The organism is Streptomyces sp. NPDC058955, from assembly GCF_042741435.1.
GTDB lineage: Bacteria > Actinomycetota > Actinomycetes > Streptomycetales > Streptomycetaceae > Streptomyces.
The window spans coordinates 1-24652 of record NZ_JBHYKM010000034.1; the positions used below are offsets into that span (position 1 = coordinate 1).

A 24652-nucleotide genomic window follows, 5' to 3' on the forward strand; every position below is an offset into this window, starting at 1 on the left:
CCCATCCCCCCGCGGCAGTCGGCGGACAGGAGCCTCACCGCTCTTTCCGGGCCGCCCCGGCCCGGTCTTGCCCCTTTCTTTCCGGTCGCCCGTCCCGGCGGGCGCCGGGGCGCAGAATCGGCACCGAACCCCTCCACTCGCCGACCCGACGGGAGCCGACGGTGAACAGCCCTACCCGGGAGACGCGCGACAGCGGGCCCGCGGACGCCACGCGCGCGGCCGGCCCGAAGCCGCGGATCCCCGACTGCCCGCTGGCCCGTACGGTCGAGGCCGTCGGTCCCTGGTGGACCCTGGAGATCCTGCACGAGGTCTTCGACGGCCACACCCGCTTCGACGAGATCCGCCGGAACCTGGCGCTCTCCCCCGAGGTGCTGACGGAACGGATCGCCGCCCTGACGGCGAGGGGCCTGCTGGAGACGGAGGAGGCCGCCCCGGACCACGACGACCCGCGGTACCGGCCGACCGGCCCCGGCCGCGCCCTGCGCCCGCTCGTCCTGGTCATGGCCGCCTGGGGCAACCACCGGCTGGCCCCGGAGGAGCGGAGCCTCGTCCTGGTCGACGCCGTGACGGGCGTGGCCGCCGACCCGGTCGTGGTGGACCGCCGCACCGGCCGCCCCCTGGACACCCCCGACTTCGTCTTCGCCCGCGGCCCCGCGGCGAGCGCACAGATCGCCGCCCGCTACCCGGAGGTCCCGGAGCGCAGCTGACCGAGCGGGAGGTTCTGCGGGAACGCGGCCAGCAGTTCCCTGGTGTAGGGGGCGGCGGGCGCCTCGAAGACGGTGTCCCTCGGGCCCGCCTCCACCAGTTCGCCCTGCTTCAGGACCGCGATCCGGTCGCAGAAGTGGCGTACCACCGCGAGGTCGTGGGAGATGAAGAGCAGCGAGAGGCCGAGTTCCTCGCGCAGGTCCATCAGCAGGTTCAGGACCTGCGCCTGGATGGAGACGTCCAGCGCGGAGACCGGTTCGTCGGCGATGATCAGGCGCGGCCGGACGGCCAGGGCGCGGGCGATCCCGATGCGCTGGCGCTGACCGCCGGAGAACTCGTGCGGGTGGCGGGAGAGGTGGGAGGCCGACAGGCCGACCTGTTCCAGCAGTTCCGCCGCCCGTGCCTTGCGCCGGGTCCGGTCCAGGTCCGTGTGGATGCGCAGCGGCGTCGCGAGGATCTGTTCCACCGTGCGGCGCGGGTTCAGCGAGGCGTACGGATCCTGGAAGACCAGCTGGACGTCCCGGCTCAGCTCGCGGCGCAGGCGCGAGCTGGTCGCGGCCTTCGCGATGTCCCTGCCGTCGAAGCGGACCTCTCCGCCGGTGGGGCGGCGCAGGCCGGCCAGGACTCGGGCGATCGTGGACTTGCCGGAGCCGGACTCGCCGACGAGACCCAGGGTCTCGCCGTGCGCCACGTGGAGGCTCACCCCCTTCACGGCGGGATGGGTGTGGCCCCGGCGGCGGCCCGGGTAGTCCACGCGCAGCTCGCGCAGTTCGGCCAGGACTCCGGAGCCGGTGGCGGTGCGGGGACCGGCCCCCGCCCGCTGCTCCGGACCCACCCGCTGCTCCGGCCGCGTCCGCGGTTCCGGTTCCGGGTCGTCGACGGTGGGGAGGCGGGTGCCGGGTGGGGTGCGCAGGGTGGGGGCCGCGCCGATCAGCGCCCGTGTGTAGGGGTGGGCCGGTGCGGTCAGGAGGCGCTCCGTGGGGCCCTCCTCCACGGTCCGCCCGCCGCGCAGGACGAGCATGCGGTGGCAGGTGTCCGCGACCACGCCGACGTCGTGGGTGATGAGGACCATGGCCGTTCCGGTCTCCGCCTGGAGCCGGCGGATCAGGTCGAGGACCTGGCGCTGGACCCGGGCGTCCAGGGCCGTGGTCGGTTCGTCGGCGATCAGGACGGCCGGGTCGTTGATCAGCGCCATGGCGATGACGGCCCGTTGGCGCATGCCGCCCGAGAGGTGGTGGGGGTGGTCGGAGGCCCTGGCGGCGGGGATGCCGACCCGTTCCAGCACGGCCGCGGCCCGCTCCCGGGCCTCCTTGCGGCCGGCCTTCGGGTGGTGGACGCGGTACGCCTCGGCGATCTGCGCGCCGATGGTGTGGTACGGCGACAGCGCGTCCAGGGCGTCCTGGAAGACCATCGCGACCCGGTCGCCGCGGATCCGGGTGAGGACGGACTCGGGCGCGCCGACCAGGTCGTCCGGGTGGCCGGCGAGCCGGACGCTCCCTTCGACGCGGGTGCGGTCCGGGTCGTGCAGGCCGAGGGCGGCGAGGCCGACGGTGGACTTTCCGGAGCCCGACTCCCCCACCAGGCCGAGGACTTCGCCCGGGGCGAGGTCGAAGGAGACGTTCCGGACGGCCGGCACCGGACCGCGCGGGGTGGTGAAGGTGACGGTCAGGTCGTGGACGGACAGGGCGGGCCGGTCGCTCATGCGAGCCTCACTCGGGGATCCAGCCAGGCGACGACGAGGTCGGCCAGGGCGACGAACACGACGACGAAGAACGCGGCGAGGAGCACCGTGCCGACGACGGTGGGCAGGTCGTTGCCGTTGACCGCGTCGACGGCCAGCTTGCCGACGCCGCCGAGTCCGAACACGGTCTCGGTGATGAAGGCACCGCCGAACAGGGCCCCGACCTCCAGGCCGAGCAGTTGCACCAGCGGGCCGGCCGCTCCGCGCGCGGTGTACTTCAGGTGGACGCGCACGGTGCCCAGGCCCTTCGCGCGGGCCGTGCGGACGTACCCGTGGTGCATGGTCTCCAGCATCTGCGAGCGGGTCAGGCGGGCGAAGACGGCCGCGTTGACGAAGCCCAGCACCACCCAGGGCAGGATCAGGCCGAGGGCCCACCGGGCGGGCGCCTCGGTGAAGGGCACGTAGGCCGGGGGGTCGAACAGGCCGGTGGAGTAGACGAGCAGGAGCAGCAGCATGTAGCCGAGGAAGTAGATCTGGACGCTGGCGCCCAGCAGGTTGAGGCCGGACAGGAGGCGGTCGGTCGCCGTGCCCCGGCGCAGCGCCGCCACCAGGCCCGAGCCGACGCCGAGGACGAGGATCACCGCGAGGGCGCCGACCGCGATCGAGACGGTCACGGGGAGGCGGTCCTCGATGGCGTCGAGGACGGGCTGGTGCAGGGTGTAGGAGTAGCCGAGGCAGGGGGCGGGGCAGTCGATCGGGGTGCGGTCGACGTCCGCGATGGTGCGGCCGGTGACGATGCCGCCGACGTAGTCGGCGAACTGGGAGACGACCGGCTGGTCGAGGCCCATGCTCGTGCGGACGGCCGCGAGCTGTGCGGAGGTGCACTTGGGACCACAGGCGATCAGAGCCGGGTCGGAGGGGGCGGCGTAGAAGAGCCCGAAGGTCGTGGCGGTGATCGCGAGGAGCACCGCCACGGCCTGCGCGACCCTCTTGAGGAGGTATCGGATCATGATCGCAGGAGGTCAGGGGTTCTTGTCGCCGGAGGTCAGGACTTCTTCACGTACACGTCGGCCAGGGCCGTGACGCCGTAGATCGGGTGGATGGCGGTGCCGCCGATGTCCTTGCCGCGGAACTGGGAGACGCTCTTGTAGAGGAAGGGCACCAGGGGGACGTCCTTCATGACCGTCTGCTCCAGGCTGATCAGCTCCTCGGCCTTCTGCTGCGCGTCACCGATCTTCGCGATGCGGGCCAGCTCCCGGTCGACCCGCGGGTTGGCGTAGCGGATGGGGTTGGACACCGCGTCCAGGTGGCTCTCGTAGCCGAGCGGGAGCAGGGTCGACGGGGTGGGCCAGTCCACGGAGTTGGTGGACAGGAACAGGTCGTACGGGCTGTCGTCGCCGCCGAAGACCTGGTCGTTGAACGCGTTGGGCTGAAGGCCCTTCAGGACGAGCTCGATGCCGGCCTTGGCGAAGGCGTCGGCGAGGACCTGTGCGACCTGGTCGTCCGCCGGGCTCGCGGTGGGGTACGCGTACGTCAGCCTGGTGACCTTCGTCTTCGCCTTGGCCAGGTGCTCCTTGGCCTTGGCGATGTCGCCGGTGGGGGCGACGGGGTAGAGGTCGTACTTCTTCCAGCCGACGACGGCCGGCGAGGAGAGGGTGGTCGCGAAGTCGCCGGCGTAGCGGCCGCCGAGGACCTGGCGGGCCTGCTCGCGCGGGAAGAGGTAGTGGATGGCCTTGCGGACCTCGGGATCGGTGACCCGGTCGTTCCTGATGTACAGGTCCTGGGTGTAGGCGCCCCTGCTGCCGGAGACGACCAGCTTGCGCTTGGCGGGGTCGCGTTCGACCGTCGAGATCAGCTCCGGCGGCAGGAGGTCCTTGGTGGTGAGCGTGGTCGCGCCGGTGCCCTGGCCGTTGAGCACCTCCTGCGCGGTGTTGAGGGCGGCCTTGCCGAAGGTGAACTCGAAGCGGTCCGGGTAGGCGTGCCGGATCGAGTCCGTCTCCGGCTTCCAGTACGGGTTGCGCTCCAGGGTGAGGCTCTGGTTCTGCTTGTGCTCGACGATCCTGTACGGCCCGGTGGCGAAGGGCTTCACGTCGTAGCCGGTGCCCGTGTCCTTGTCCTCGCGGACCGGCGAGGAGGAGGACTGGGCGGCCATGTAGGGCACGTCGGACTGCGGCTGGGGGAAGTGGAAGACGATGGTCTTGTCGTCGGGCGTCTCGATGGCCTTGAGGTCGCCGTCCTTCTTGGGTCCGCCGTACTTCTTCACCGCCTCGGTGAGGTCCTTGGTGCCGGTGAGCCACGGCTGCCAGTAGGTGGGGCCGACCTCGAAGCCGGGGGCGAAGGTGCGCTCGATGCCGTACTTGACCTGCTGCGCGGTGACGGGCTTGCCGTCCTCCCAGGCGATGCCGTCCTTCAGGTGGTACGTCCAGGTGCGGCCGCCGTCGGAGGGGGTGCCGGTGTCGGTGGCGAGGTCGCCGACCAGCCGGGGCCTGCCGTCGACGATCTGGTACTGCGTCAGCTGCCGGCCCCACAGCAGCGAGGTGCTGTACCGCTCGCCCGCGTAGATCTTCTGCGGGTCGAGGTGGGAGAAGTCCTCCTCGTTGGCGACGGTGACGGTGCCGCCCCTGCGGGCGCCGGGGATCTCCGGTGCGGGGCCCTGGCTGTCCTTCGCGGTGCCGAGGGTGACGGTCAGCCGCTGGCCGCTCTTGGCGGCGGTGCCGTTCCCGCTCTTGCTCGTGTCGGCGCCCGGGCCGGCTTCCGCGCCCGCGCCCGCGGAGCAGGAGCACAGCAGAAGGGCGGTGGCGAGGGCCGGGACTGCTGCAGCGCGTGGGGTGAATGCGGGCATGACTGACTCCGGTGTCGTGTGCGGGTGTTGCTCGGGGAGGGGAAGGTCGGGGGTTCAGCGGACGGTGTGCGGGTCGAGCGCGTCCCGTACGGCGTCGCCGAGGAGGTTGAAGGCGAGGACGAAGACGAGGAGCGAGACACCGGGGAACACCATGTAGGTGGGGTCGTCGTGGAAGACCTCGGAGCCCCGCGAGATCATGCGGCCCCAGTCGGGGATGGGCTCGCTGATGCCGACGCCCAGGAAGGACAGCGCGGCCTCGGTGGTGACGATCGCGGGCACGGCGAGGGTGACGTGGACGAGCACCGGTGCCCATACGTTCGGCAGCAGTTCGCGCAGGACGATGTGCCGCCGGCTCGCGCCGAGGGCTCGGGCCGCCTCGACGAACTCCCGCTCGCGCAGGGAGCGGACGAGGGTGCGCAGCACCATGGCGAGCGGTACCCAGCCGAAGGCGGAGAAGACGAGGACGAGGACGGTGAACTGCATCCAGGCGGGTTCGTTCTCGTCGGGTCCGACGAAGCGGGTCTGGATGACCGGGCCCAGGGTGAGCAGGAGCAGCAGGGTCGGGAAGGCGAGCAGGACGTTGCAGACGAAGGTGAACGTCCTGTCGGCGAGGCCGCTGAGATAGCCGGCGGTCACGCCGACGATCACCCCGACGGCGGCGACGACGGCGACCGAGGCGAAGGCGATCAGCAGGGAGGTGCGGATGCCGTAGAGGAGCTGGGTGAGGACGTCCCGGCCGAGGCCCGGCTCGATGCCGAACCAGTACTGGGCGGAGATGCCGCCGTTGGGCAGGAGGGGCAGGCCCTCCGGGCTCAGCAGGCCGGGCTCGTTCTGGCCGTAGTGCTCGGTGGGGTTCTTGCCGTAGAGGAGGGCGACGAGGGGCGCCGCGACGGCGAGGAGCACGAAGAACGCGACGACGCAGAGCGAGAGGATTCCGACTCGATCACGCCGGAACGCGTCCACCACCGATACCGCTGCCACGCTGTCGTACTCCCGACTCGTCCGGGGCGCACCGGCTGTGGTGGCGCGCCCTGCATCACATCGGAGGCGGGATGGCCGCTCCGACGCCGCACATTAGATCGAAAGATCCATGCGGTCGCAACGGATCGAATTTGAAGGTGAATCGGCGATATTGCCTTGGATTTCTGGAGTGTTTCTCCGTTCATATGGCCGCAACGGAAATGCGTACGGATCGCCGCGAATCGCCCCATCACGGGAGACGAGCGTCACAGCCGTCCGGCCCACCGGGGGCGCCTCCTCGCGATGCGGGGACCACTGGCGCGCCGCACCGGGGCCGTGTTCTCCTGAACCCGTGAGCCTTCTCGTGATGCGTCGACACGTGGACTACGTGCGCGTCACGACCATGGCCTGTTCCGGCTGACACCGAGGCCCGTCCCGGCGTCCGGACACCGGCGCGCTCACCCCGGACGACTCCTGGGCGCCCTCCGACGGCCTCGTTCCGCCCCCGCGCTCCGCCCCCCTCCCGCCGTCCGGCCCGCCTCGGCTCTTCCGGCCTCCCGGCACGGGACACGGGGCCGCGCGCACCGGACCGTCCGCCACCCCGCCGCACCGTCCACCGCACCAGGAGGAGAAGACCCATGAGCGTCCCTCACGTCCGCGACACCCGTACCGGCACCGCCGACCTTCCCGACCGGGAGGTGTTCGCCGCGGAATGGGAGAAGTGGCACCGGGACAAGGACGCCCGGCTCGCCTCGGAGCACGGCTTCCTCGCGATCACCGGCCTGCACTGGCTCTCCGCCGAGCCGCAGGCCTTCCCCGGCGTACCGGGGACCTGGTCGACGGGACCCGAAGGCGTCGTCGTCGAGCTCGACGAGGGCACGGAACTCGTCGTCGACGGCGTGGCGGTGCGCGGCCGGCACCTCTTCGGCGTCGTTCCGGAGCGCGGCGGCGTCGACGCCGTCTGGGGCGACACCGTGATCGAGGTCGCCAAGCGCGGCGGCCACGACGTGGTCCGGCCGCGCCACCCCGACCACCCGCTGAGGGCCGCCTTCACCGGCACACCCGCGTACGAGCCCGATCCGCGCTGGGTCGTCACGGGCCGCTACGAGGCCTTCGCCGAGCCGCGGCCGACCACGGTGGGCGCCTCCGTCGAGGGCCTTCGGCACGTGTACGACGCTCCCGGCCGCGTCGTCTTCCGGCTGGACGGACAGGAGTTGAGCCTGACCGCGTTCAACGGGCAGGCGCCCGGCAGCCTCACGGTGCTGTTCACCGACGCGACCTCGGGCGTCACCACGTACGCGGCCAACCGCCACCTCGGGGTGGCCGCGCCCGGTGCCGACGGCACGGTGGTGCTCGACTTCAACCGCGCCACCAATCTGCCCTGCGCCTACACCGACTTCGCGACCTGCCCGCTGCCGCCGTCCGGGAACCGGCTGCCCGTCGCGATCGAGGCCGGCGAGCGGATCCCGCACGAGCGCCGCCCGCTCTCCTAGCGGAGCGGGCGGGCGGCGCCGGCGCGGACTGTTGCCACGGTGTGGCGGCGGCATGGCGACCCCGTGACGATGCCGTCCGCCTCCCGGCGCGGCCGCGCTGCGCCGCCTACCGTTCGGTGACGGCCCCGCCTCGGTGGTGTGCGGGGCCGTCACCCCGTCTCCACCAAGGGCAGGTTCCTCATGAGTGTTCCCGGCGTCCTCAGCGTCGACGAGGCCGCGCCGCGGCTGGCCGCACTGCGCGTGGTCGACGTGCGGACCCCCGGCGAGTTCGCCTCCGGCCACGTGCCGGGCGCCGTCAACGTTCCCCTGGAGCGCGTCGAGGCCGGCCTGGCGGAGCTGCGGAAGGCCGCCGAGAGCGGACCGCTGCTCCTGGTGTGCGCCTCCGGTGCCCGCTCCGAGAAGGGCGCCGCGATCCTCGCCGCGCACGGGATCGCGGCGGCCAGCCTCACCGGCGGCACCCGGGCCTGGGCGGCCGCCGGCCGACCGCTCGACCACCCGCCCGGCCGCGTGCGCGCGGTCTGGGGGATGGAGCGTCAGGTGCGTCTCGCCGCCGGCGCCCTGGTGCTGCTCGGCCTGGCTCTGGGCCTGCTCGTGCATCCGGCGTTCCAGCTGCTGTCGACGGCGATCGCCGGCGGCCTGGTGTTCTCGGCGCTCACCGACACGTGCGGCATGGCGGCGGTCCTCGGCCGGCTTCCCTTCAACCGGCGCGGCGCCGCGCCTCAGGCCTGACCCGGGCCGCCGCCCCCGCCGGCGTCACGCTCCGCGCGACCGCTCCCCCGGCCGAACCCGCCGAGCAGCGCGGTGAGGAGGACCGCCGTCAGGGTGCCGGCGACGACGCCGCTGCCCAGGATCGTGCGGGCCCAGCCGGGGAACCCCGCGTACAGGTCCGGGCTGAGGAGCGGCAGCAGCCCCGCGGTGAGCGCGAGCGCGGCGATCAGATTCCCCGTCCCGGAGCCGGACAGGTCGGCGCGGCGCAGCATCTCGACGCCCATCACGGCGATGACCGCGTAGACGACGAGGGCGGAGCCGCCCACGACCGCCTCGGGTATGCCGGCCAGGGCCCGCGAGACGGGCGCGGCCAGGCCGAGGAGGACCAGGAGCGCGCCCGCGCCGGCGGTGACGTAGCGGCTGCGGACGCCGGTGAGCCGGCCGATGCCGATGTTCTCGGCGCTGGTGACCATGAGGGAGGTGCCGAACAGTCCGCCGGCCAGGGACACCAGGGCGTCGGCCCGGGCGACGCGCGGAACGTCCCGTTCGGGAGCGGGAGTCCGGCCGACGGTCTCGCTGTTGAGCACGGTCTGCCCGGTGATCTCGGCCAGGGTGGTGAGGCTGAACACGAGCAGCGGAAGGGCGGCCACCAGGTCGAACCGCGGCGTCCCGAAGGGCAGGAACGCGGGCAGCGCGAACCCGCTCCCGGCAGCCGAGGCGAAGGTCCCGAGCCCGGTCGTCACGGCCACGGCCGTTCCCACCGCCATCCCCATGAGCACGGAGGTCTGGCGCCAGACGCCGCGCAGGAGCACGTACGCGGCGACGGTCGCGGCGACCGTGAGCGCGGCGAGGAGCACCGCGCGCGGCTCCCCGGTGCCGTCGGGACCGGTGACGAGCCGGGCGGCGACCCGGATCATCGCGATCCCGATGAGCAGCACGGTCACCCCCATGACCAGGGGTGGGAAGAGCCGCACGACACGGGCGTACAGCGGCAGCACGGCCAGGAGCAGCGCCGCGGCCAGGAGGACGGACCCGGCGGCGGTCGGCGCCCCGTGCTCCTGCGCGATCTGGAGGAAGAGCGCGGTCGCGGCGCCGCCCGGCAGCATGACGAACGGGAGCCGGCCGCCGATCCGCCACACGCCGAGGGACTGCAGCAGCGCGCCCGCCCCGCACAGCAGCAGGACGGCGCTGAGCAGCGAGGCCGTCGCACCGGGCGGCAGCCGCAGAGTGCCGGCGACGAGGAAGACGGTGGAGACCGGGGCGGCGATCATCGCCAGGACGTGCTGGGCCGCCAGGGGCACCAGTCGCCGCACCGGTACGCGTGCGTCGACGGCCTCGGGGACGCGGCCGTCCGCGGTGGTCCGGGTGGTCGTCATGCCGTCGCCCGCAGCCAGGGGATGTCGGCGGCGGCGTAACGGTAGGCGCGGAAGACGGCGTTGGGCTCGGACGGGAAGAGCCCGCGGACCTCGCTCTCGCCGTAGCCGGCGAAGTACGGGACGACGTACTCCCAGCACAGGTAGCCGTCCTTCGTCACCTCGAACAGCCGCCCGGACGGGGAGTCGGTGACCAGCGTGTTGCCGTTGGGAAGGCGCTGCGCGGAGCCCATGAAGGGCGCGAAGAAGAACTCGCGCGCCGGATCGTGGTACTCCCACACCACGTCGCCGCCGGCCCGGTCGATCTCGACGACCCGGGAGTACGGCACGTCGTGGCCGGGCCGGAAGACGCCGTTGTCGAAGACCAGGAACCGGCCGTCGTCCAGTTCGGTCGGCGCGTGCTGCTGGCTGACCGTGCCGGGGCGGCTGCGCCAGAGGATCTCGCCCGTCTCGCGGCCGATGACGACGACCGCCGAGACGCTCCGCAGACTGGCGAGGACGTTGCCGTCCCGCAGGGGCGTGACGCTGTTGATCAGCGGCCAGTGCTCGCGGGCGTACGCCTCGTGCAGCGGGAACTCCTCGCGGTCGAGGTGCTCCGCCGCCCGCCAGGACCACAGGAGTTCACCGTCCGGGCCGACCTCCTTGATGGTGTCGGCCCAGACCACGCCGTCCGCGGCCTCCGAGCCGGGCACGCCGCCCCGCACCGCCGCGGCCTCGTCCCCCGAGAGGGGTTCCAGGGCGGTGTAGAGGATGCGCCCGTCGTCGAGGTGGTGGGCGTCGTGGTGCTGGAGGGGGTCCCGGTGCTCGCGCAGCACGGTCCCGTCGGGCGCCGCGTGGAGCATGACGCCGCCGCGGTACTTGTGCCACATCGGGAAGTGGGCCGGCTCGCCCGGCAGGACGCCGTTGTAGGCGAGCGTCCCGTCGGCGAGGAGCCGGGCGTGCCGGCCGGGGCGGTACGGCAGGTCCCAGCGGTGGACGGTCCGGCCCCGGAGGTCGATGAGGTGGACCTCCCCCGACCCGGTGAGCGGTGCGTAGAGGGTGTAGCCGTCGGACACCGCCTCCTCGTCGAGGGCGATCAGGCCGGTGGGACGTCGGCGACGCGAGTTCTGGTCGATCGGGGGCACGCCGGAGCTCCTTCTTCAAACTTTCTTTGATGAGAACAACCGGCTTTGACGTTAGGGGCGTTGTGTGACGGGCGTGTGTCGGCCGTACGAAACCGCCTGCGGGCCCCGGCCGACCGGCGCGTAGGGTGCGGTCATGCGTCACGGGGCGGGAAGGGACGGGACAACCATGGAGGCGGCGAACACACCGCGGGTCGGCGCCGCCGTGCGCCGTCGGCGCCGGGCACTCGACCTGACGCTCGCCGAGGTGGCCGGGCGCAGCGGGCTCTCCTCCCCGTTCCTCAGCCAGATCGAGAACGACCGGGCGCGCCCCAGCATGCGTTCGCTGCAACGGATCGCGGACGCGCTCGGGACCACGGCGGTGCAGCTGCTCGCGGCTTCCGACGCGACCCGCACGGTCGACGTGGTGCGCGCCGGCGACGACGGCGGTCTCGACCGGGAGGCCCGCGTCCGGCCGGTCGTGCGCGGCCGCCATCAGCTGCACGCGCTGGAGTTCACCGGCGAGCACGAGGCGGACCGCGAGTTCCGGCACCGCAACGACGAACTGATGTACGTGGCGGACGGCTCGGTGGAGGTGGAGGCCGACGGCCGGATCCACCGGCTGGGCCGCGGGGACACCCTGCTGCTCTCCGGCGGCGTCCGCCACCGCTGGCGCTCCGCCGACCCCGCGTCGCGGATCCTGGTGGTCGCGATCGGCGACCACGTGGAGGTGCTGGAGTCCTGACGGCGCGCCCGGAGCGCCGCCGTCAGGACACGGAGCCGGCCGTCGGGCCGCACCTGCTCAGAGCAGCCCGACCGACCGCAGCACGAGCCGCTGCGCCGGCACCGGCTCGACCGGCCAGAAGACGTAGCAGACCCCGCCCGTACCGCTCCTGACCCTGCCGTTCGCGTCGTAGCGTTTGGTGCGCAGCCAGATGTTCTCCCACTCGCGCCGCCGGTAGACCCGGCGGACGGCCTGGTTGTCCGGGGAGGCCGGGTCGTTGGCGATCACGTCGCCCTCGGGGGTGAAGCCGATCACCGTCATCAGGTGGCCGGAGGTGCCGTAGCCGGCGCCGGTCAGCTCCTCCTTGCGGAAGGACTGGGAGGTGATGACCGGGATGCCCGCCCGGATCAGGGTCTCCACGTCGGTGAGCGAGCGGAGCCGGGTCACCACCGCGTTCAGGTCGGGGTAGGCGGCCGCGTAGGCGGCGTTGAAGGGCCAGTTCCCGCAGCCGGAGTACTGGTGGTCGTAGGTGTGCCGGGCCGCGTGGCAGACCTGCGGGTCGGCGAAGTCCGGGTTCACCCAGGCCAGGTCGGCGGCCGAGGGCTCCCGGCCCCAGTACTCGACGATCATCTGCGAGGAGGTCGGGCTGCACCACGCCTCGCCGCCGTTGTCGTACTCGGGGTACTGGCCGACGTGGGTGTTCTGCGAGTAGCGCGGGACGGCCAGCTCGTGGGCGGCACCGGGCACGGAGGCCGGGACCGTGAACCGGTCCGGGACGTCCGAGGCCATCGCGCCGAGCCGCCAGACCGTGGGGGTGAGGGTGGTGCCGGGGCGCCGGTAGAGGGTGAGCCGGAGGCGGTACGAGGCGAGGCGGAGGCCGCTCGCCGGGTCGTCCACCGCGAGGGTGTCGGTCCAGACGGTGGACCGGCCGTCCGTCTGGTCGTCGACCGACGTGCGTCTGATGTCGGTGTCGCCCGAGGCCCACCGGCCCATCACGAACCAGGGGGTGCCGGTCCCGTCCCCGTAGGTGCCGGAGAGCTCGACCTGGAGCCAGGTGCCGGCCGGCGTGCGGGCGTTCCAGGAGGCGATCACCTCGGTGGCGGGCACCGCCGGGGTGTGCGCGGGCGAGGTCCAGCGGGCGTACTCCCAGGCGGAGGTGCGCCCGGTGTGCGGGTCGGTGTAGTCGGTGCGGCCCAGCGGGGCGTCCAGGACCAGGCCCGGGCGGCGCCCGGGGACGGCCCGGGTGCCCTCGGCGTCCCCGGCCCGCCAGTCGGTGTACGTGGACCAGAAGCGGTTGGCGACGGTCCCGGGGGCCACGAGGCCGGCCCCCTCCTCCGTACCACCGGGTTCGGACGCCGAGGCCGGCACGGCTCCGGCCGCGGCCGTGCCGGCGGCGGCCGCGAGCGCTGCGGCGAGGACGGTCCGGCGTGAGGCTGATCCGGGCATGGCGAGGACCCCCAGTCGAGGACGGAACGGCGATCGGGCGGGCTGCGCGGGCCCACTATCCCGGCTCCGCCTGGCCTCCGCCAGCACTTCGGCCCGCGTCGCCGCCACCGTCATGGGTATGGACCACTGGCGGCGGCACCTCGCTGACCTGCGACGGCACCCCTGACCTACGCTGGGCCGCATGGACGACCTCGACCGCGCCGCCCGCGCACTGCGCCGGCTGCCGCCCTCGCTCGGACCCGTCCGGCTGGTCGCGGTCGACGGCCACGCCGGCTCCGGCAAGTCCACCCTCGCCGGCCGGCTCGCCGCCGCGCTCGGCGGCGCCCCGGTGCTGCGCCTCGACGACCTCGCCAGCCACGACGAGCTCTTCTCCTGGACCGGCCGGCTGCGCGACCAGGTGCTGGAGCCGCTGGCCCGCGGCGCGACCGCGCACTACCACCCGTACGACTGGAACCTGCGGCGCTTCGGTCCCGCCCGCGCGCTGCCGGCGGCGCCGGTGGTGCTGGTGGAGGGTGTGGGGGCCGGGCGGCGCGCGCTGCGCCCGCACCTGGCGTGGCTGCTGTGGATGGAGCGGCCGGCCGGGGCGTCCTGGGAGCGGGGCCGGCGCCGGGACGGACCGGAGCAGGCGGAGTTCTGGGACGGCTGGGTGGTGGCGGAGACTCGCCATTTCGCCGAAGACCCGTCGCGGCCCTTCGCCGACACCCTGGTACGGGAGCGGACCGAGGGGTACGACTGGCTTCCCGGGCCCGCTGTGACAGCGGGCCCGGACCAGATCATCACCCACCGTGACGGCCTGATGGCGGTGGACTGAGCCGTCGGAATTCCGCTTCCGCAAGTGCCTCGACGGCGCTTGACCCCGGGGGCGTACAGGTCTTACGTTCTCAATGTGCGGCTTTTCGACAGCCGCCGCGGACACGAAGCCCCCGGTTGTTCCCCCGTGATCGGGGGCTTCGTTCTGCCCCTCCCCCACCCCTCCGGACCCCTCCTCCGGCCCTCGCGCTCACCCAGGGTCACCGATTCCGGATCTTGCGCTTCTCCTTAAGCGCACCACCCCTGCGCAGGTACGATGCCCGCAGGTGCGGTCAAATCCCGTCCATACGCCGACGGTTGTGGGGGACCCGATGGACATCGGCACGCAGGGCGCGCAGGCCCCCGCCGAACTCGCCTGGCTGCGCGGAGTGGACGCCTACACGATGGGCGCCTATCCGCAGGCCGAGGAGGAGTTCCGGGCGGCGGTCCGGATCGATCCCGGCATGGCGGACGCCTGGCTGGGGCTGCACGCGCTCCGGGTGGACACGACGGCCGCGCTGCTGCGCATGTACCGCAACCGCGAGCGGTTCGGGGAGCAGCGCACCCGGCACCGCCGCACCCTCAACTCCTGGTACTGGCTGGGCTGGTGGGTGCAGCCGGTGCTGGAGAGCCCGCGCGACCTGCTGCTCGCGCACGCCTCCCACTGGCTGGACGGACGGCACGTGCCGGAGCTGGACCGCGCCCTCGCGGAGCTGCCGCCGGTCGACACCGACCCGCAGGTCCGCTTCCTGCACGCCTGCCGCGCCTATCTGGTCAAGGACTGGGAGCAGCTGGTCCGGCACACCGAACCGCTGGTGGACGACCCGCTGCTCGGCATCGAGGCCGGTCTCTTCGGCGGCATGGCCCGGGTCCGGCTGGAGATGTACGGGCAGGCCGAACCGCTGCTCTCGGCGGCGCTGATGCGCTGCCGCAGCGAGCAGCCGCAGCGCAAGGAGCTGCGCTACTGGCTGGCCCGCGCCCACGAGGGCACCGGCCGCAGCGCCGCCGCCCTCCCCCTCTACCGCGCGGTGCACCGCGTCGACCCGGCCTTCATGGACACCGCCGCCCGGCTCGCCGCCATCGCCGAGTACGACGGCTTCGACGGGCTCGACGGCATGGACGAGCAGGCCGGCCTCGCCGCCGTCGCCCTCGGCACGGTGGGCACCGGCCCCGGCCCGGACGGCACGGACACCGCCGCCGGGCCCGAGACGGAGGCCGGCGCCCCCGGCGGCGACGGGCTGCGCCGCTCCCCCGACCCGGCGCCGGCCGCGCCCCCGGAGGTCGTACGGCACAGCTCGCCGGTGCCCACCCAGGCCGGGCCGCCGCGCTTCCCGGCCGGGCCGACGGACCCGGTCCTGCTCGCCGAGGCCCTCGCCGAACTGGAGGGCATGGTCGGGATGGAGCCGGTGAAGCGGCAGGTCAAGGCGCTCTCGGCGCAGCTGGAGATGGCCCGGCTGCGGGCCGGCCAGGGGCTGCCGGTGCAGCCGCCGAAGCGGCACTTCGTCTTCTCCGGCCCCTCCGGCACCGGGAAGACGACGGTGGCCCGGATCCTGGGCCGGGTCTTCTACGCGCTCGGCCTGCTCGGGGGCGACCACCTCGTCGAGGCCCAACGGGCCGACCTGGTCGGCGAGTTCCTCGGCCAGACGGCGGTGAAGGCGAACGAGCTGATCGACTCGGCGGTCGGCGGGGTGCTCTTCGTGGACGAGGCGTACGCGCTCTCCAACTCCGGCTACAGCAAGGGCGACGCCTACGGCGACGAGGCCCTCCAGGTGCTGCTGAAGCGGGCCGAGGACAACCGGGACCACCTCGTCGTCATCCTCGCCGGGTATCCGGAGGGGATGGACCGGCTGCTCGCCGCCAACCCCGGGCTCTCCTCCCGCTTCACCACCCGGGTCGACTTCCCGTCCTACCGGCCGGCCGAACTGACCTCGATCGGCGAGGTGCTGGCCGCGGCCAACGGCGACGGCTGGGACGAGGAGGCACTGGAGGAGCTGCGCTCGATCAGCGCCCATGTGGTCGAGCAGGGCTGGATCGACGAGCTCGGCAACGGGCGCTTCCTGCGCACCCTGTACGAGAAGTCCTGCGCCTACCGGGACCTGCGGCTCTCCGGCTATCCGGGCACCCTCACCCGCGAGGACCTGGCCACGCTGCGGCTGGGCGACCTCATGCAGGCGTACGGGGAGGTCCTGTCGGGCCGCGGTCCGGCGGACCGCGGGCCCCAGCAGGACCCCCCGTTCTGAGTTATCCGGCGACCGGCGCCGGGGCGGGCGACAGCCGGTGCGCGGGGTCGCGCACCTCGCCCACCAGCAGCTCCAGGACGTCCTCCAGGGCGACCAGGCCGAGGATCCGCCCGGAGGCGTCGGCCACCTGCGCGAGGTGGGTGGCCGCCCGGCGCATCACCGTGAGGGCGTCGTCGAGCGGCAGCTCGGCGCGGAGCGTCGCCATCGGGCGCCACAGCTGCTGCGGCACCGCCCGCTCCCGCTCCTCCAGGTCCAGGACGTCCTTCACGTGCACGAAGCCCATGAAGACGCCCGGGTGCCGGCCCTCGGCGCGGACCGGGAAGCGCGAGTAGCCGGTCCGCACGGTCAGCTCCTCGATCTGGCGGGGGGTGACCGACGGCGGGACGGTGACCAGCGCGGCGGCCGGGATGAGGACGTCGGTGACCGGGCGGCTGCCCAGCTCCAGCGCGTCCTCCAGACGCTCCTGCTCGGCCGGGTCGAGGAGTCCGGCCTGCCCGGCGTCCTCGACGAGGCGGCCGAGCTGGACGCTGGTGAAGACGGCCTCGATCTCGTCCTTGGGCTCGACCCGGAAGGCCCTCAGGACCAGCCGCGAGCAGGCGCCCAGGGCGGCCGTCACGGGCCGGCAGAGCCGGGCGAAGCCGACCAGGGCGGGGGCGAGCCAGAGCGCGGTCCGCTCGGGCGCGGCCATCGCGAGGTTCTTCGGGACCATCTCGCCGATGACGAGGTGGAGGAAGACGACCACGGCGAGGGCGATCACATAGCCGAGCGGGTGGATGAGTCCGGCGGCGACGCCGACGGCGTGGAAGGCCGGCTCCAGGAGGTGGGCGACGGTCGGTTCGGCGACCGCGCCCAGGGTGAGGGAGCAGACGGTGATGCCGAACTGGGCGGCGGCCATCATCCGCGGCAGGTTCTCCAGGCCGTACAGCACCTGTCCGGCGCGGGCGCCGCCGAGCGGCTCGATCTGGCTGCGGCGGACGGAGACGAGCGCGAACTCGGCGCCGACGAAGAAGCCGTTGGCCAGCACGAGGAGGACGGCGAGGAGGAGTTGCAGGGTGCTCATCGGGCCGCCTCCGCCATCGGCACCGGGGCGGTGCGCACGATCCGGACCCGTTCGGCCCGGAACCGGTCGACGCGGCGGACCGAGAGCCGCCAGCCGGGCAGTTCGGCCCGGTCGCCGGGGGCGGGGATGCGGCCGAGGAGGTCGGCGACGAGCCCGGCGACGGTCTCGTACGGGCCGTCCGGCACGTCGAGTCCTATCCGGCGCAGGGTGTGCACCCGGCAGGAGCCGTCGGCCTCCCAGGCGGGGCGGCCGTCCTCGGCGGGCGCGGCGGCCAGCTCGGGGCGGGCGTCGGCGGCGGTGTCGTGCTCGTCGCGGACCTCGCCGACGAGTTCCTCGACGATGTCCTCCAGGGTGACCACGCCGGCCGTGCCGCCGTACTCGTCGACGACGACGGCGATCGGCTGCTCGCGGCGCAGCCGCTCCAGGAGGGCCTGGACGGGCAGCGACTCGGGGACGAGCAGCGGCGGGACGGCGATCCGGCCGACCGAGGTCCGCGGGCGGGCGTCGGGGGCGACGGCGAGCGCGTCCTTGAGGTGGACCATGCCGACGACCTCGTCGATGCGGTCCCGGTAGACCGGGAAGCGCGAGAGGCCGGTGGCGCGGGTGAGGTTGAGGACGTCGGCCGCGGTGGCGTCCCACTGGAGGGCGCTGACCTTCACGCGCGGGGTCATGACCTGCTCGGCGGTGAGGCCGGCCAGGGACAGGGTCCGTACGAAGAGGTCGGCGGTGTCCTGTTCGAGGGCGCCGGCGCGGGCCGAGTGCCGGGCGAGCGATTCCAGCTCGCCGGGGGTGCGGACCGAGTCCAGCTCGTCGGTGGGCTCCACTCCGAGGGCCCGGACGAGTCCGTTCGCCACCCGGTTGAGCAGGGCGATGACCGGCCGGAAGACGGCCGAGAAGCGGCGCTGCGGGGCGGCGACGAAGCGGGCGACCTGGAGCGGCCGGGAGACCGCCCAGTTCTTGGGGACGAGCTCGCCGACGACCATCTGCACCGCCGAGGCGAGCAGCATGCCGATCACCACGGCGACGCCGGAGGCGGCGCCCGCGGGGAGCCCGGTGGCGGCCAGCGGGGCGCTCAGCAGTCCGGCGAGCGCGGGCTCGGCGAGCATGCCGACGACGAGCGAGGTGAGGGTGATCCCGAGCTGGGTGCCGGAGAGCTGGAAGGACAGTTCGCGCAGCGCCGAGACGACGGTGCGGGCGCGCCGGTCGCCGGCGGCCGCGGCCCGCTCGGCCTCCGCGCGCTCGACGGTCACGAGACCGAACTCGGCGGCGACGAAGAAGCCGTTGGCGAGGATCAGGAGGAAGGCTGCCAGGAGGAGCAGCAGGGAGACGATCATGCCGCCGCCTCGGACGAGGGGGCGGCGCAGGTACTACCGGACGATCCGTCCATTGCCGGAGGGAGTCACTCCTCGGGTCGAAGGGTGGCCTCGCCGGCCGCCGGCGGCGGCCCTGTACGACGCGAGGCGGTGGTGCGCCGGGCACCACCGCCTCAAGAGTAGTCACGCGGACGCCCCGCGCGGCAGGGGGGACGCCCCGGATGGGGGACGGACCGGGGTCCGACCCTGACGCCGGGACCGGGGTTCAGGCCGTCTCGGTGCCCGTGCCGCGGCTGTCCGCCAGGGCCCGCAGGGCGCGGGCGTCCCTGATGGCGGACTCCTTGGCGATGCCGGGCTGGATGCCGAGGGCGGGCAGGCTGGTGCCGTCGCTGAGGTCGAGGAAGACCCACGGGTCGCCGGGACGGAGGTTGACGCGGAGGATCTCCGCCCAGGCGAGGCGCCGGGTGCGGGTGATGTTGACGACCGTGACGCCCTCGTCGTCGGCGACGACCTTGGGGCGGCTCAGCATCACCAGGACGCCGAGGAAGAGCGCGGCGGTGAAGACGAAGCTGACCCGCTCCCCCGGTCCGAGCCGTTCCAGCATCAGCGCCACGGCGGTGATCGCCACGAACATGGCGAGCCCCACGGTCAGCAGGACGGCGCGGGTGCGGCCCGGCCGGAAGGTGACCGGGAGGGCGGGCGTGAGCGGCTCGGACATCGGGGTACCTCGGTGCCTGGAGTGGTGCGGCGGGGGATCAGAGACGGCAGGCGTGGATCGCGGTGGTGAGGATCGCGCGGGCGCCGATCTCGTACAGGTCGTCCATGATCCGCTGCGCCTCCTTGGCGGGGACCATCGCGCGGACGGCGACCCAGCCCTCGTTGTGCAGCGGCGAGATGGTCGGCGACTCCAGGCCCGGGGTGAGGGCGACGGCCTGCTCCAGGTGCTCGGCGCGGCAGTCGTAGTCCATCATCACGTAGCTGCGGGCGACCAGGACGCCCTGGAGGCGGCGCAGGAACTGCTGGACCTGCGGCTGGTCGGTCTCGGCGCCGTGGCGGCGGACGACGATCGCCTCGGACTGCAGGATCGGCTCGCCGATGACCTCCAGGCCGGCGTTGCGCAGGCTGGTGCCGGTCTCGACGACGTCGGCGATGACCTGGGCGACGCCCAGCTGGATCGCGGTCTCGACGGCGCCGTCCAGGTGGACGACGGAGGCGTCGATGCCCTGGTCGGCGAGGTGCTTGGCGACGATGCCCTCGTAGGAGGTGGCGATCGTCATGCCGCCGAAGTCCTCCGGGCCGTTCGCGGTGCCCGGGCGGGTGGCGTAGCGGAAGGTGGAGCGGCCGAAGTTCAGCGCCAGGATCTCCTCGGCGCTGGCGCCGGAGTCGAGGAGCAGGTCACGGCCGGTGATGCCGATGTCCAGCTTCCCGGACGCCACGTAGATGGCGATGTCCTTCGGCCGCAGGTAGAAGAACTCGACCTCGTTGTCGGGGTCGATGACCACCAGCTCTTTGGACTCCTTGCGCTGGCGGTAGCCGGCCTCATGGAGCATGGCCGACGCAGGTCCGGAGAGGGAACCCTTGTTGGGGACGGCGATGCGCAGCATGGGGTGGGCTTCCTTTGCCTGGGAGAGTGGTGGGAGCTGGGGGTGTGCGGGCTCAGAGGTGGGCGTAGACGTCGTCGAGGGAGATCCCGCGGGCGACCATCATCACCTGGACGTGGTACAGCAGCTGCGAGATCTCCTCGGCGGCGGCTTCCTTGCCCTCGTACTCGGCGGCCATCCAGACCTCTGCGGCCTCCTCGACGACCTTCTTGCCGATGGCATGGACGCCCTTGCCGACCAGTTCCGCGGTGCGGGAGGTGGCGGGGTCGCCGGTCTCGGCCTTGAGCTTGAGCTCGTCGAAGAGCTCTTCGAAGCTCTTGCGGGTTTCGTTCGCCATGATGGTCCTAAGAGTACGGGGTGAGGGTCCGCTCATCAGCGCCAGGGTTCGCTGACCGTGCGCAGCGTGGTGGCGGTGGCGACGGCGGCGGTGACCGCCTCGTGGCCCTTGTCCTCGGAGGAGCCTTCGAGGCCGGCGCGGTCGAGCGCCTGTTCCTCGTTGTCGACGGTGAGGACGCCGAATCCGACGGGTACGCCGGTGTCGATCGAGACCTGGGTGAGGCCGTGGGTGACGCCCTGGCACACGTACTCGAAGTGCGGCGTTCCGCCGCGGATGACGACGCCGAGCGCCACGATGGCATCGTAGCCGCGGCCGGCCAGCACCTTGGCCACGACCGGGAGCTCGAAGCTGCCGGGGACGCGGAGCAGGGTGGGCTCGTCGATGCCGAGTTCGGACAGGGCGCGCAGGGCGCCGTCCACCAGGCCGTCCATGATCTTCTCGTGCCACTGGGCCGCGATGACCGCGACCCGCAGGTCGCCGCAGTTCTTCACGCTGAGGACGGGTGCGCCCTTGCCGCTCATGGTTCTCCTTGCTCGGTGCGAAAACGATCGGGGTTACTGGTTGCCGCAGGTGGGGGCCGGGGAGCCGTCCAGCCAGGGCAGGTCGTGGCCCATCCGGTCCCGCTTGGTGCGCAGGTAGCGGAGGTTGTGCTCGCCGGCCGTGACGGGCATCGGCTCGCGGCCCTCGACGGCGAGGCCGTGGCGGGTGAGGGCGTCGATCTTGTCGGGGTTGTTGGTCATCAGGCGGAGGCTGCGGACGCCGAGGTCGGCGAGGATCTGCGCGCCGGCCGCGTAGTCGCGGGCGTCGGCGGGCAGGCCGAGTTCGAGGTTGGCGTCGAGGGTGTCGCGGCCGCGTTCCTGGAGTTCGTACGCGCGCAGCTTGGAGAGCAGGCCGATGCCGCGTCCCTCGTGGCCGCGGAGGTAGACGACGACGCCGCGGCCGGCTTCCTGGATGCGGTCCATGGACGCCTGGAGCTGGGGGCCGCAGTCGCAGCGCAGCGAGTGGAAGACGTCGCCGGTGAGGCATTCGGAGTGGACCCGGACGAGGACGTCGGCGCCGTCGCCGATCTCGCCGTGGACGAGGGCGACGTGCTCGACGCCGTCGACGGTGGAGCGGTAGCCGTAGGCGGTGAAGTCGCCGTGGGCGGTGGGGAGGTGGACCTCGGCCTCGCGGCGGACGGTGGGCTCGGCGGAGCGGCGGTAGGCGATCAGGTCCTCGATGGAGATGATCGTCAGGCCGTGCTTGCGGGCGAAGGGGACGAGCTCGGGCAGGCGGAGCATCACGCCGTCCTCGCCGGCGATCTCGACGATCGCGCCGGCCGGGCGGAGGCCGGCCAGGCGGGCCAGGTCGACCGCGGCCTCGGTGTGGCCGGGGCGGGCGAGGACGCCGCCCTCGCGGGCGCGCAGCGGGAAGATGTGGCCGGGGCGGACGAAGTCGGCGGGCTCGTGCCGGCCGCTCGCGAGCATCCGGAGGGTGGTGGCGCGGTCGGCGGCGGAGATGCCGGTGGTGACGCCGTGCTCGGGGCCCGCGTCGACGGAGACGGTGAAGGCCGTCCGCATCGACTCGGTGTTGTGGTCGACCATCTGCGGGAGGCGGAGCCGCTCCAGCTCGTCGTGCTCCATGGGGGCGCAGATCAGGCCGCGGCACTCGCTCATCATGAAGGCGACGACCTCGGGGGTGGCCTTCTCGGCGGCGATGACGAGGTCGCCCTCGTTCTCGCGGTCCTCGTCGTCGACGACGACCACGGGGCGGCCGGCGGCGATGTCGCGGATCGCCTGCTCGACGGGGTCGAGGGCGAGGCTCTCATCGAGGTCCCAGGCGTTCATGCGGGGGCTCCTTCCAGGACGGGGGTGCGGGACCGGAGCCACCAGTCGCGCAGGCCCCACAGGACGAGGGCGAAGTAGACGACGTAGACCAGGCCGGAGAAGGCGAGGCCGCTGCTGAAGGCGAGCGGGACGCCGACGAGGTCGACGAGGAGCCAGGCGAACCAGAACTCGACCAGGCCGCGGGCCTGGGCGACCATCGCGACGAGGGTGCCGACGAAGATGTACGCGTCGGCCCACGGGCTCCAGGAGAGCGACGGGTAGAGGGTGAAGAGGCCGCCGACGGCGAGGGTGCCGAGGAGGGCGCCGCCCGCGAGGAGGCCGCGCTCCTTCCAGGTCGCGAAGCGGACGGCGATGGAGCCGTCCTGAGCCTGCTGCTTCCCGCGGTTCCACTGCCACCAGCCCCAGGCGGCGACGCCGATGACGAGGAGCTGCTTGCCGACGCCGCCGGCGAGGTTCGCGGAGGCGTAGGCGCCGACCAGGATCAGGCCGGAGAGGAGCTGGGCGGGCCAGGTGAGGATGGAGCGGCGCCAGCCGAGGGCGAGGGCTATCAGGCCGATCGTGTTGCCGATCATGTCGGACCACATGATGTGCTGGCCGAGGACGGCGAACGCCTCGGAGTTGAGCCAGTTCACTTCTCGGTCTCCTTGGCGTCGGCGCCGAGCAGCCGCTCGACGTACTTGGCGATGACGTCCACTTCGAGGTTGACCGGGTCGCCGGACTGCTTGGTGCCGAGCGTGGTCAGGTCGAGGGTGGTCGGGATGAGGCTGATGGTGAACCAGTCGTCGGCGACCTCGACGACGGTGAGGCTGACGCCGTCGACCGTGATCGAGCCCTTCTCGACGACGTACCGGGAGAGGTGGGCGGGGAGGCCGACCTTGACCAGTTCCCAGTGCTCGGAGGGGGTCCGCTCCAGGATGGTGCCGGTGCCGTCCACGTGGCCCTGGACGATGTGGCCGCCGAGGCGGCCGCCGACGGCCATGGGGCGCTCCAGGTTGACCCGGGAGCCGACTTCGAGGGCGCCGAGGCTGGACCGCTTGAGGGTCTCGGCCATGACGTCGGCGGTGAACTCGCCGTCGCCGAACTCGACGACCGTGAGACAGACACCGTTGACGGCGATGGAGTCGCCGTGCTGGGCGCCTTCCGTGACCAGGGGGCCGCGCAGTCGGAAGCGGGAGGCGTCCTCCAGCTGCTCGACGGCGACGACCTCGCCCAGTTCTTCGACGATTCCGGTGAACACGGTCAGGCTCCCTTGGGGGTGGCGGTGATGCGGAGGTCGGGTCCGATCGGCGTGGTCTCGGTGATGTCGAGCCGCAACGCCTCGGTGATGGTGGTGATTCCGGCGAGGGCGTTCGGGCCCGCGCCGAGGAGGACCGGGGCGAGATAGCCGACGACCTGGTCGACGGCCCCGGCGGCGAGGAAGGCGCCCGCGAGGGTGGGGCCGCCTTCGAGGAGGACGGAGCGGATGCCGCGCGCGTACAGCTGGGTGAGCAGTTCGTGCACGCCGATGCGGCCGTCGTGCAGGGGCAGCCGGAGGAGTTCGACGCCGGGCAGGTGCCGGGTGTCGGCGTCCTCGCCGACGACCAGCAGGGTGGGTGCGGCGTCGTCGAGGATCCGGGCGGTGGGCAGCAGTCCGGCGTGGGTGTCGAGGGCGATCCGCAGCGGCTGGGTGACGCCCTCGATGCCGCGAACGGCGAGGTGGGGGTCGTCGGCGCGGAGCGTGCCGCCGCCGACCAGGACGGCGTCGGCCTCGGCGCGCAGCCGGTGGACGTCGGCGCGGGACTCGGCCGAGCTGATCCAGCGGGAGGTGCCGTCGGCGGCGGCGGTCCGGCCGTCGAGCGTGGCGGCGTACTTCCAGCGGACGAAGGGGCGGCCGGTGCGGACGGAGGTGAGCCAGGCGAGGTTGCCGGCCTCGGCCTCGTCGGCCAGGAGGCCGCCCTCGACCTCGACACCGGCGGCGCGGAGGGTGTCGGCGCCGCCCGTGGCCTGCGGGTTCGGGTCGCCGACCGCGTACACGACCCGGCTGATCCCGGCCTCGATCAGGGCCTGGGCGCACGGGCCGGTGCGGCCGGTGTGGTTGCAGGGTTCGAGGGTGACGTACGCGGTGCCGCCGCGGGCCAGGACTCCGGCCTCGCGCAGGGCGTGGACCTCGGCGTGGGGGCCGCCGGCGCGCTGGTGCCAGCCCTCGCCGACCTGGTGTCCGGAGGCGTCGGTGACGACGCACCCGACGACCGGGTTGGGGCTGGTGGCGCCGAGACCGCGCGCGGCGAGCTCGACGGCGCGTCGCATGGCGGTGATGTCGGCCTGCTGGGCCACCGGGTCCTCCTGCCTCTTCGGGCACGGACTCCGGGGCCTGTCGATGACGACAGAGAGCGGGTACGACGCTACGCAGGGGGTATGCCGGTACGGCCGGAGATCCACGGGTGCGCCGACGGAAAGCGGCCACCAGCGGACGTA

The 24652-nt window shown here is 73.3% G+C and carries 23 protein-coding genes; 6 read left to right on the top strand and 17 right to left on the bottom strand.

What is annotated here, in order from left to right; translation table 11 throughout:
- Positions 1–161: 161 nt before the first annotated feature.
- The gene (locus ACFW1I_RS15795; protein WP_384670101.1) at positions 162–707 is read left to right on the top strand and encodes a winged helix-turn-helix transcriptional regulator; all 546 of its coding nucleotides are present in this window, start codon (positions 162–164) and stop codon (positions 705–707) included.
- Here the strand turns inward: ACFW1I_RS15795 and ACFW1I_RS15800 are convergent.
- Genes ACFW1I_RS15800 through ACFW1I_RS15815 form a run of 4 tightly spaced genes read right to left on the bottom strand, consistent with a single transcriptional unit; the run spans position 680 to position 6209 of the window.
- Complete coding sequence (locus ACFW1I_RS15800; RefSeq protein WP_384670102.1) at positions 680–2407, bottom strand: dipeptide ABC transporter ATP-binding protein; 1728 nt, start codon at positions 2405–2407, stop codon at positions 680–682. The two genes, ACFW1I_RS15795 and ACFW1I_RS15800, sit on opposite strands and share 28 nt — an antisense overlap.
- On the bottom strand, positions 2404–3396 hold the full coding sequence (locus ACFW1I_RS15805) for an ABC transporter permease (protein ID WP_384670104.1): 993 nt from the start codon (positions 3394–3396) through the stop codon (positions 2404–2406). Before ACFW1I_RS15805 ends, ACFW1I_RS15800 begins: the two co-directional genes overlap by 4 nt.
- 35 nt (positions 3397–3431) lie before the next feature.
- Positions 3432–5228: an ABC transporter substrate-binding protein gene (locus ACFW1I_RS15810; RefSeq protein ID WP_384670105.1), complete on the bottom strand. Its 1797-nt coding sequence runs from the start codon at positions 5226–5228 to the stop codon at positions 3432–3434.
- Between the two features lie 54 nt (positions 5229–5282).
- Positions 5283–6209 (bottom strand): ABC transporter permease, encoded by a 927-nt coding sequence (locus ACFW1I_RS15815; RefSeq protein WP_384670107.1) that lies wholly within the window; start codon positions 6207–6209, stop codon positions 5283–5285.
- A 617-nt stretch (positions 6210–6826) separates the two neighbouring features.
- Between ACFW1I_RS15815 and ACFW1I_RS15820 the strand changes: the two genes are divergently transcribed.
- Both ACFW1I_RS15820 and ACFW1I_RS15825 read left to right on the top strand, forming a co-directional pair.
- Positions 6827–7681 carry a DUF1684 domain-containing protein gene (locus ACFW1I_RS15820; protein WP_384670109.1) on the top strand — a complete coding sequence of 285 codons (855 nt, stop codon included), beginning with the start codon at positions 6827–6829 and terminating at the stop codon, positions 7679–7681.
- Positions 7682–7861: 180 nt separating this feature from the next.
- Positions 7862–8410, top strand: coding sequence for a rhodanese-like domain-containing protein (locus ACFW1I_RS15825; protein WP_384670110.1), 549 nt, complete (start codon positions 7862–7864; stop codon positions 8408–8410).
- On the opposite strand, the gene ACFW1I_RS15830 is transcribed toward ACFW1I_RS15825, so the two are convergent.
- Both ACFW1I_RS15830 and ACFW1I_RS15835 read right to left on the bottom strand, forming a co-directional pair.
- Positions 8401–9765 (bottom strand): uracil-xanthine permease family protein, encoded by a 1365-nt coding sequence (locus ACFW1I_RS15830; protein WP_384670112.1) that lies wholly within the window; start codon positions 9763–9765, stop codon positions 8401–8403. The two genes, ACFW1I_RS15825 and ACFW1I_RS15830, sit on opposite strands and share 10 nt — an antisense overlap.
- Positions 9762–10886, bottom strand: a complete 1125-nt coding sequence (locus ACFW1I_RS15835) for an arylsulfotransferase family protein (RefSeq protein ID WP_384670113.1) — start codon at positions 10884–10886, stop codon at positions 9762–9764. The genes ACFW1I_RS15830 and ACFW1I_RS15835 overlap by 4 nt, the downstream gene beginning before the upstream one ends.
- Before the next feature lie 166 nt (positions 10887–11052).
- Between ACFW1I_RS15835 and ACFW1I_RS15840 the strand changes: the two genes are divergently transcribed.
- The gene (locus ACFW1I_RS15840; RefSeq protein ID WP_384670115.1) at positions 11053–11607 is read left to right on the top strand and encodes a helix-turn-helix domain-containing protein; all 555 of its coding nucleotides are present in this window, start codon (positions 11053–11055) and stop codon (positions 11605–11607) included.
- Positions 11608–11664: 57 nt separating this feature from the next.
- On the opposite strand, the gene ACFW1I_RS15845 is transcribed toward ACFW1I_RS15840, so the two are convergent.
- Complete coding sequence (locus tag ACFW1I_RS15845; protein WP_384670116.1) at positions 11665–13032, bottom strand: peptidase C39 family protein; 1368 nt, start codon at positions 13030–13032, stop codon at positions 11665–11667.
- 181 nt (positions 13033–13213) lie between these two features.
- Between ACFW1I_RS15845 and ACFW1I_RS15850 the strand changes: the two genes are divergently transcribed.
- Both ACFW1I_RS15850 and ACFW1I_RS15855 read left to right on the top strand, forming a co-directional pair.
- On the top strand, positions 13214–13843 hold the full coding sequence (locus ACFW1I_RS15850; protein WP_384670118.1) for a uridine kinase: 630 nt from the start codon (positions 13214–13216) through the stop codon (positions 13841–13843).
- Positions 13844–14153: 310 nt separating this feature from the next.
- Positions 14154–16061, top strand: a complete 1908-nt coding sequence (locus ACFW1I_RS15855; RefSeq protein WP_384670119.1) for an AAA family ATPase — start codon at positions 14154–14156, stop codon at positions 16059–16061.
- 1 nt (position 16062) lies between these two features.
- On the opposite strand, the gene ACFW1I_RS15860 is transcribed toward ACFW1I_RS15855, so the two are convergent.
- From ACFW1I_RS15860 to ribD, 10 genes are all read right to left on the bottom strand, one after another.
- Positions 16063–17121, bottom strand: a complete 1059-nt coding sequence (locus tag ACFW1I_RS15860; protein WP_384670120.1) for a hemolysin family protein — start codon at positions 17119–17121, stop codon at positions 16063–16065.
- Complete coding sequence (locus ACFW1I_RS15865) at positions 17118–18455, bottom strand: hemolysin family protein (RefSeq protein ID WP_384670121.1); 1338 nt, start codon at positions 18453–18455, stop codon at positions 17118–17120. The genes ACFW1I_RS15860 and ACFW1I_RS15865 overlap by 4 nt, the downstream gene beginning before the upstream one ends.
- Positions 18456–18699: 244 nt before the next feature.
- A complete protein-coding gene (locus ACFW1I_RS15870) occupies positions 18700–19152 on the bottom strand; it encodes a PH domain-containing protein (RefSeq protein WP_384670123.1) in 453 nt (150 codons plus the stop codon).
- 37 nt (positions 19153–19189) lie between these two features.
- Positions 19190–20038: an ATP phosphoribosyltransferase gene (gene hisG / locus ACFW1I_RS15875; RefSeq protein WP_384670124.1), complete on the bottom strand. Its 849-nt coding sequence runs from the start codon at positions 20036–20038 to the stop codon at positions 19190–19192.
- Between the two features lie 52 nt (positions 20039–20090).
- Positions 20091–20372 carry a phosphoribosyl-ATP diphosphatase gene (locus tag ACFW1I_RS15880; protein ID WP_030493648.1) on the bottom strand — a complete coding sequence of 94 codons (282 nt, stop codon included), beginning with the start codon at positions 20370–20372 and terminating at the stop codon, positions 20091–20093.
- A 35-nt stretch (positions 20373–20407) separates the two neighbouring features.
- On the bottom strand, positions 20408–20893 hold the full coding sequence (ribH, locus tag ACFW1I_RS15885; protein WP_024760819.1) for a 6,7-dimethyl-8-ribityllumazine synthase: 486 nt from the start codon (positions 20891–20893) through the stop codon (positions 20408–20410).
- A 33-nt stretch (positions 20894–20926) separates the two neighbouring features.
- Positions 20927–22198: a bifunctional 3,4-dihydroxy-2-butanone-4-phosphate synthase/GTP cyclohydrolase II gene (locus tag ACFW1I_RS15890; protein ID WP_384670127.1), complete on the bottom strand. Its 1272-nt coding sequence runs from the start codon at positions 22196–22198 to the stop codon at positions 20927–20929.
- Positions 22195–22782, bottom strand: coding sequence for a nicotinamide riboside transporter PnuC (locus tag ACFW1I_RS15895; protein WP_384670173.1), 588 nt, complete (start codon positions 22780–22782; stop codon positions 22195–22197). The genes ACFW1I_RS15890 and ACFW1I_RS15895 overlap by 4 nt, the downstream gene beginning before the upstream one ends.
- Positions 22783–22826: 44 nt before the next feature.
- Positions 22827–23435: a riboflavin synthase gene (locus tag ACFW1I_RS15900; protein ID WP_384670128.1), complete on the bottom strand. Its 609-nt coding sequence runs from the start codon at positions 23433–23435 to the stop codon at positions 22827–22829.
- A gap of 2 nt (positions 23436–23437) precedes the next feature.
- Positions 23438–24511 (bottom strand): bifunctional diaminohydroxyphosphoribosylaminopyrimidine deaminase/5-amino-6-(5-phosphoribosylamino)uracil reductase RibD, encoded by a 1074-nt coding sequence (ribD, locus tag ACFW1I_RS15905; protein WP_384670130.1) that lies wholly within the window; start codon positions 24509–24511, stop codon positions 23438–23440.
- Between the last annotated feature and the right edge of the window lie 141 nt (positions 24512–24652).

Excerpts from the sequence above, each read along its gene's own strand:
- ribH (WP_024760819.1), bottom strand. The coding sequence starts at position 20,893 with ATGAGCGGCAAGGGCGCACCCGTCCTCAGCGTGAAGAACTGCGGCGAC.
- ACFW1I_RS15800 (WP_384670102.1), bottom strand. The coding sequence starts at position 2,407 with ATGAGCGACCGGCCCGCCCTGTCCGTCCACGACCTGACCGTCACCTTC.
- ACFW1I_RS15895 (WP_384670173.1), bottom strand. The coding sequence starts at position 22,782 with ATGTGGTCCGACATGATCGGCAACACGATCGGCCTGATAGCCCTCGCC.
- ACFW1I_RS15850 (WP_384670118.1), top strand. The coding sequence starts at position 13,214 with ATGGACGACCTCGACCGCGCCGCCCGCGCACTGCGCCGGCTGCCGCCC.
- ACFW1I_RS15810 (WP_384670105.1), bottom strand. The coding sequence starts at position 5,228 with ATGCCCGCATTCACCCCACGCGCTGCAGCAGTCCCGGCCCTCGCCACC.
- ACFW1I_RS15840 (WP_384670115.1), top strand. The coding sequence starts at position 11,053 with ATGGAGGCGGCGAACACACCGCGGGTCGGCGCCGCCGTGCGCCGTCGG.
- ACFW1I_RS15830 (WP_384670112.1), bottom strand. The coding sequence starts at position 9,765 with ATGACGACCACCCGGACCACCGCGGACGGCCGCGTCCCCGAGGCCGTC.
- ACFW1I_RS15890 (WP_384670127.1), bottom strand. The coding sequence starts at position 22,198 with ATGAACGCCTGGGACCTCGATGAGAGCCTCGCCCTCGACCCCGTCGAG.
- ACFW1I_RS15820 (WP_384670109.1), top strand. The coding sequence starts at position 6,827 with ATGAGCGTCCCTCACGTCCGCGACACCCGTACCGGCACCGCCGACCTT.
- ACFW1I_RS15870 (WP_384670123.1), bottom strand. The coding sequence starts at position 19,152 with ATGTCCGAGCCGCTCACGCCCGCCCTCCCGGTCACCTTCCGGCCGGGC.
- ACFW1I_RS15845 (WP_384670116.1), bottom strand. The coding sequence starts at position 13,032 with ATGCCCGGATCAGCCTCACGCCGGACCGTCCTCGCCGCAGCGCTCGCG.
- ACFW1I_RS15825 (WP_384670110.1), top strand. The coding sequence starts at position 7,862 with ATGAGTGTTCCCGGCGTCCTCAGCGTCGACGAGGCCGCGCCGCGGCTG.
- hisG (WP_384670124.1), bottom strand. The coding sequence starts at position 20,038 with ATGCTGCGCATCGCCGTCCCCAACAAGGGTTCCCTCTCCGGACCTGCG.
- ACFW1I_RS15805 (WP_384670104.1), bottom strand. The coding sequence starts at position 3,396 with ATGATCCGATACCTCCTCAAGAGGGTCGCGCAGGCCGTGGCGGTGCTC.
- ACFW1I_RS15855 (WP_384670119.1), top strand. The coding sequence starts at position 14,154 with ATGGACATCGGCACGCAGGGCGCGCAGGCCCCCGCCGAACTCGCCTGG.
- ACFW1I_RS15865 (WP_384670121.1), bottom strand. The coding sequence starts at position 18,455 with ATGATCGTCTCCCTGCTGCTCCTCCTGGCAGCCTTCCTCCTGATCCTC.
- ACFW1I_RS15880 (WP_030493648.1), bottom strand. The coding sequence starts at position 20,372 with ATGGCGAACGAAACCCGCAAGAGCTTCGAAGAGCTCTTCGACGAGCTC.
- ACFW1I_RS15860 (WP_384670120.1), bottom strand. The coding sequence starts at position 17,121 with ATGAGCACCCTGCAACTCCTCCTCGCCGTCCTCCTCGTGCTGGCCAAC.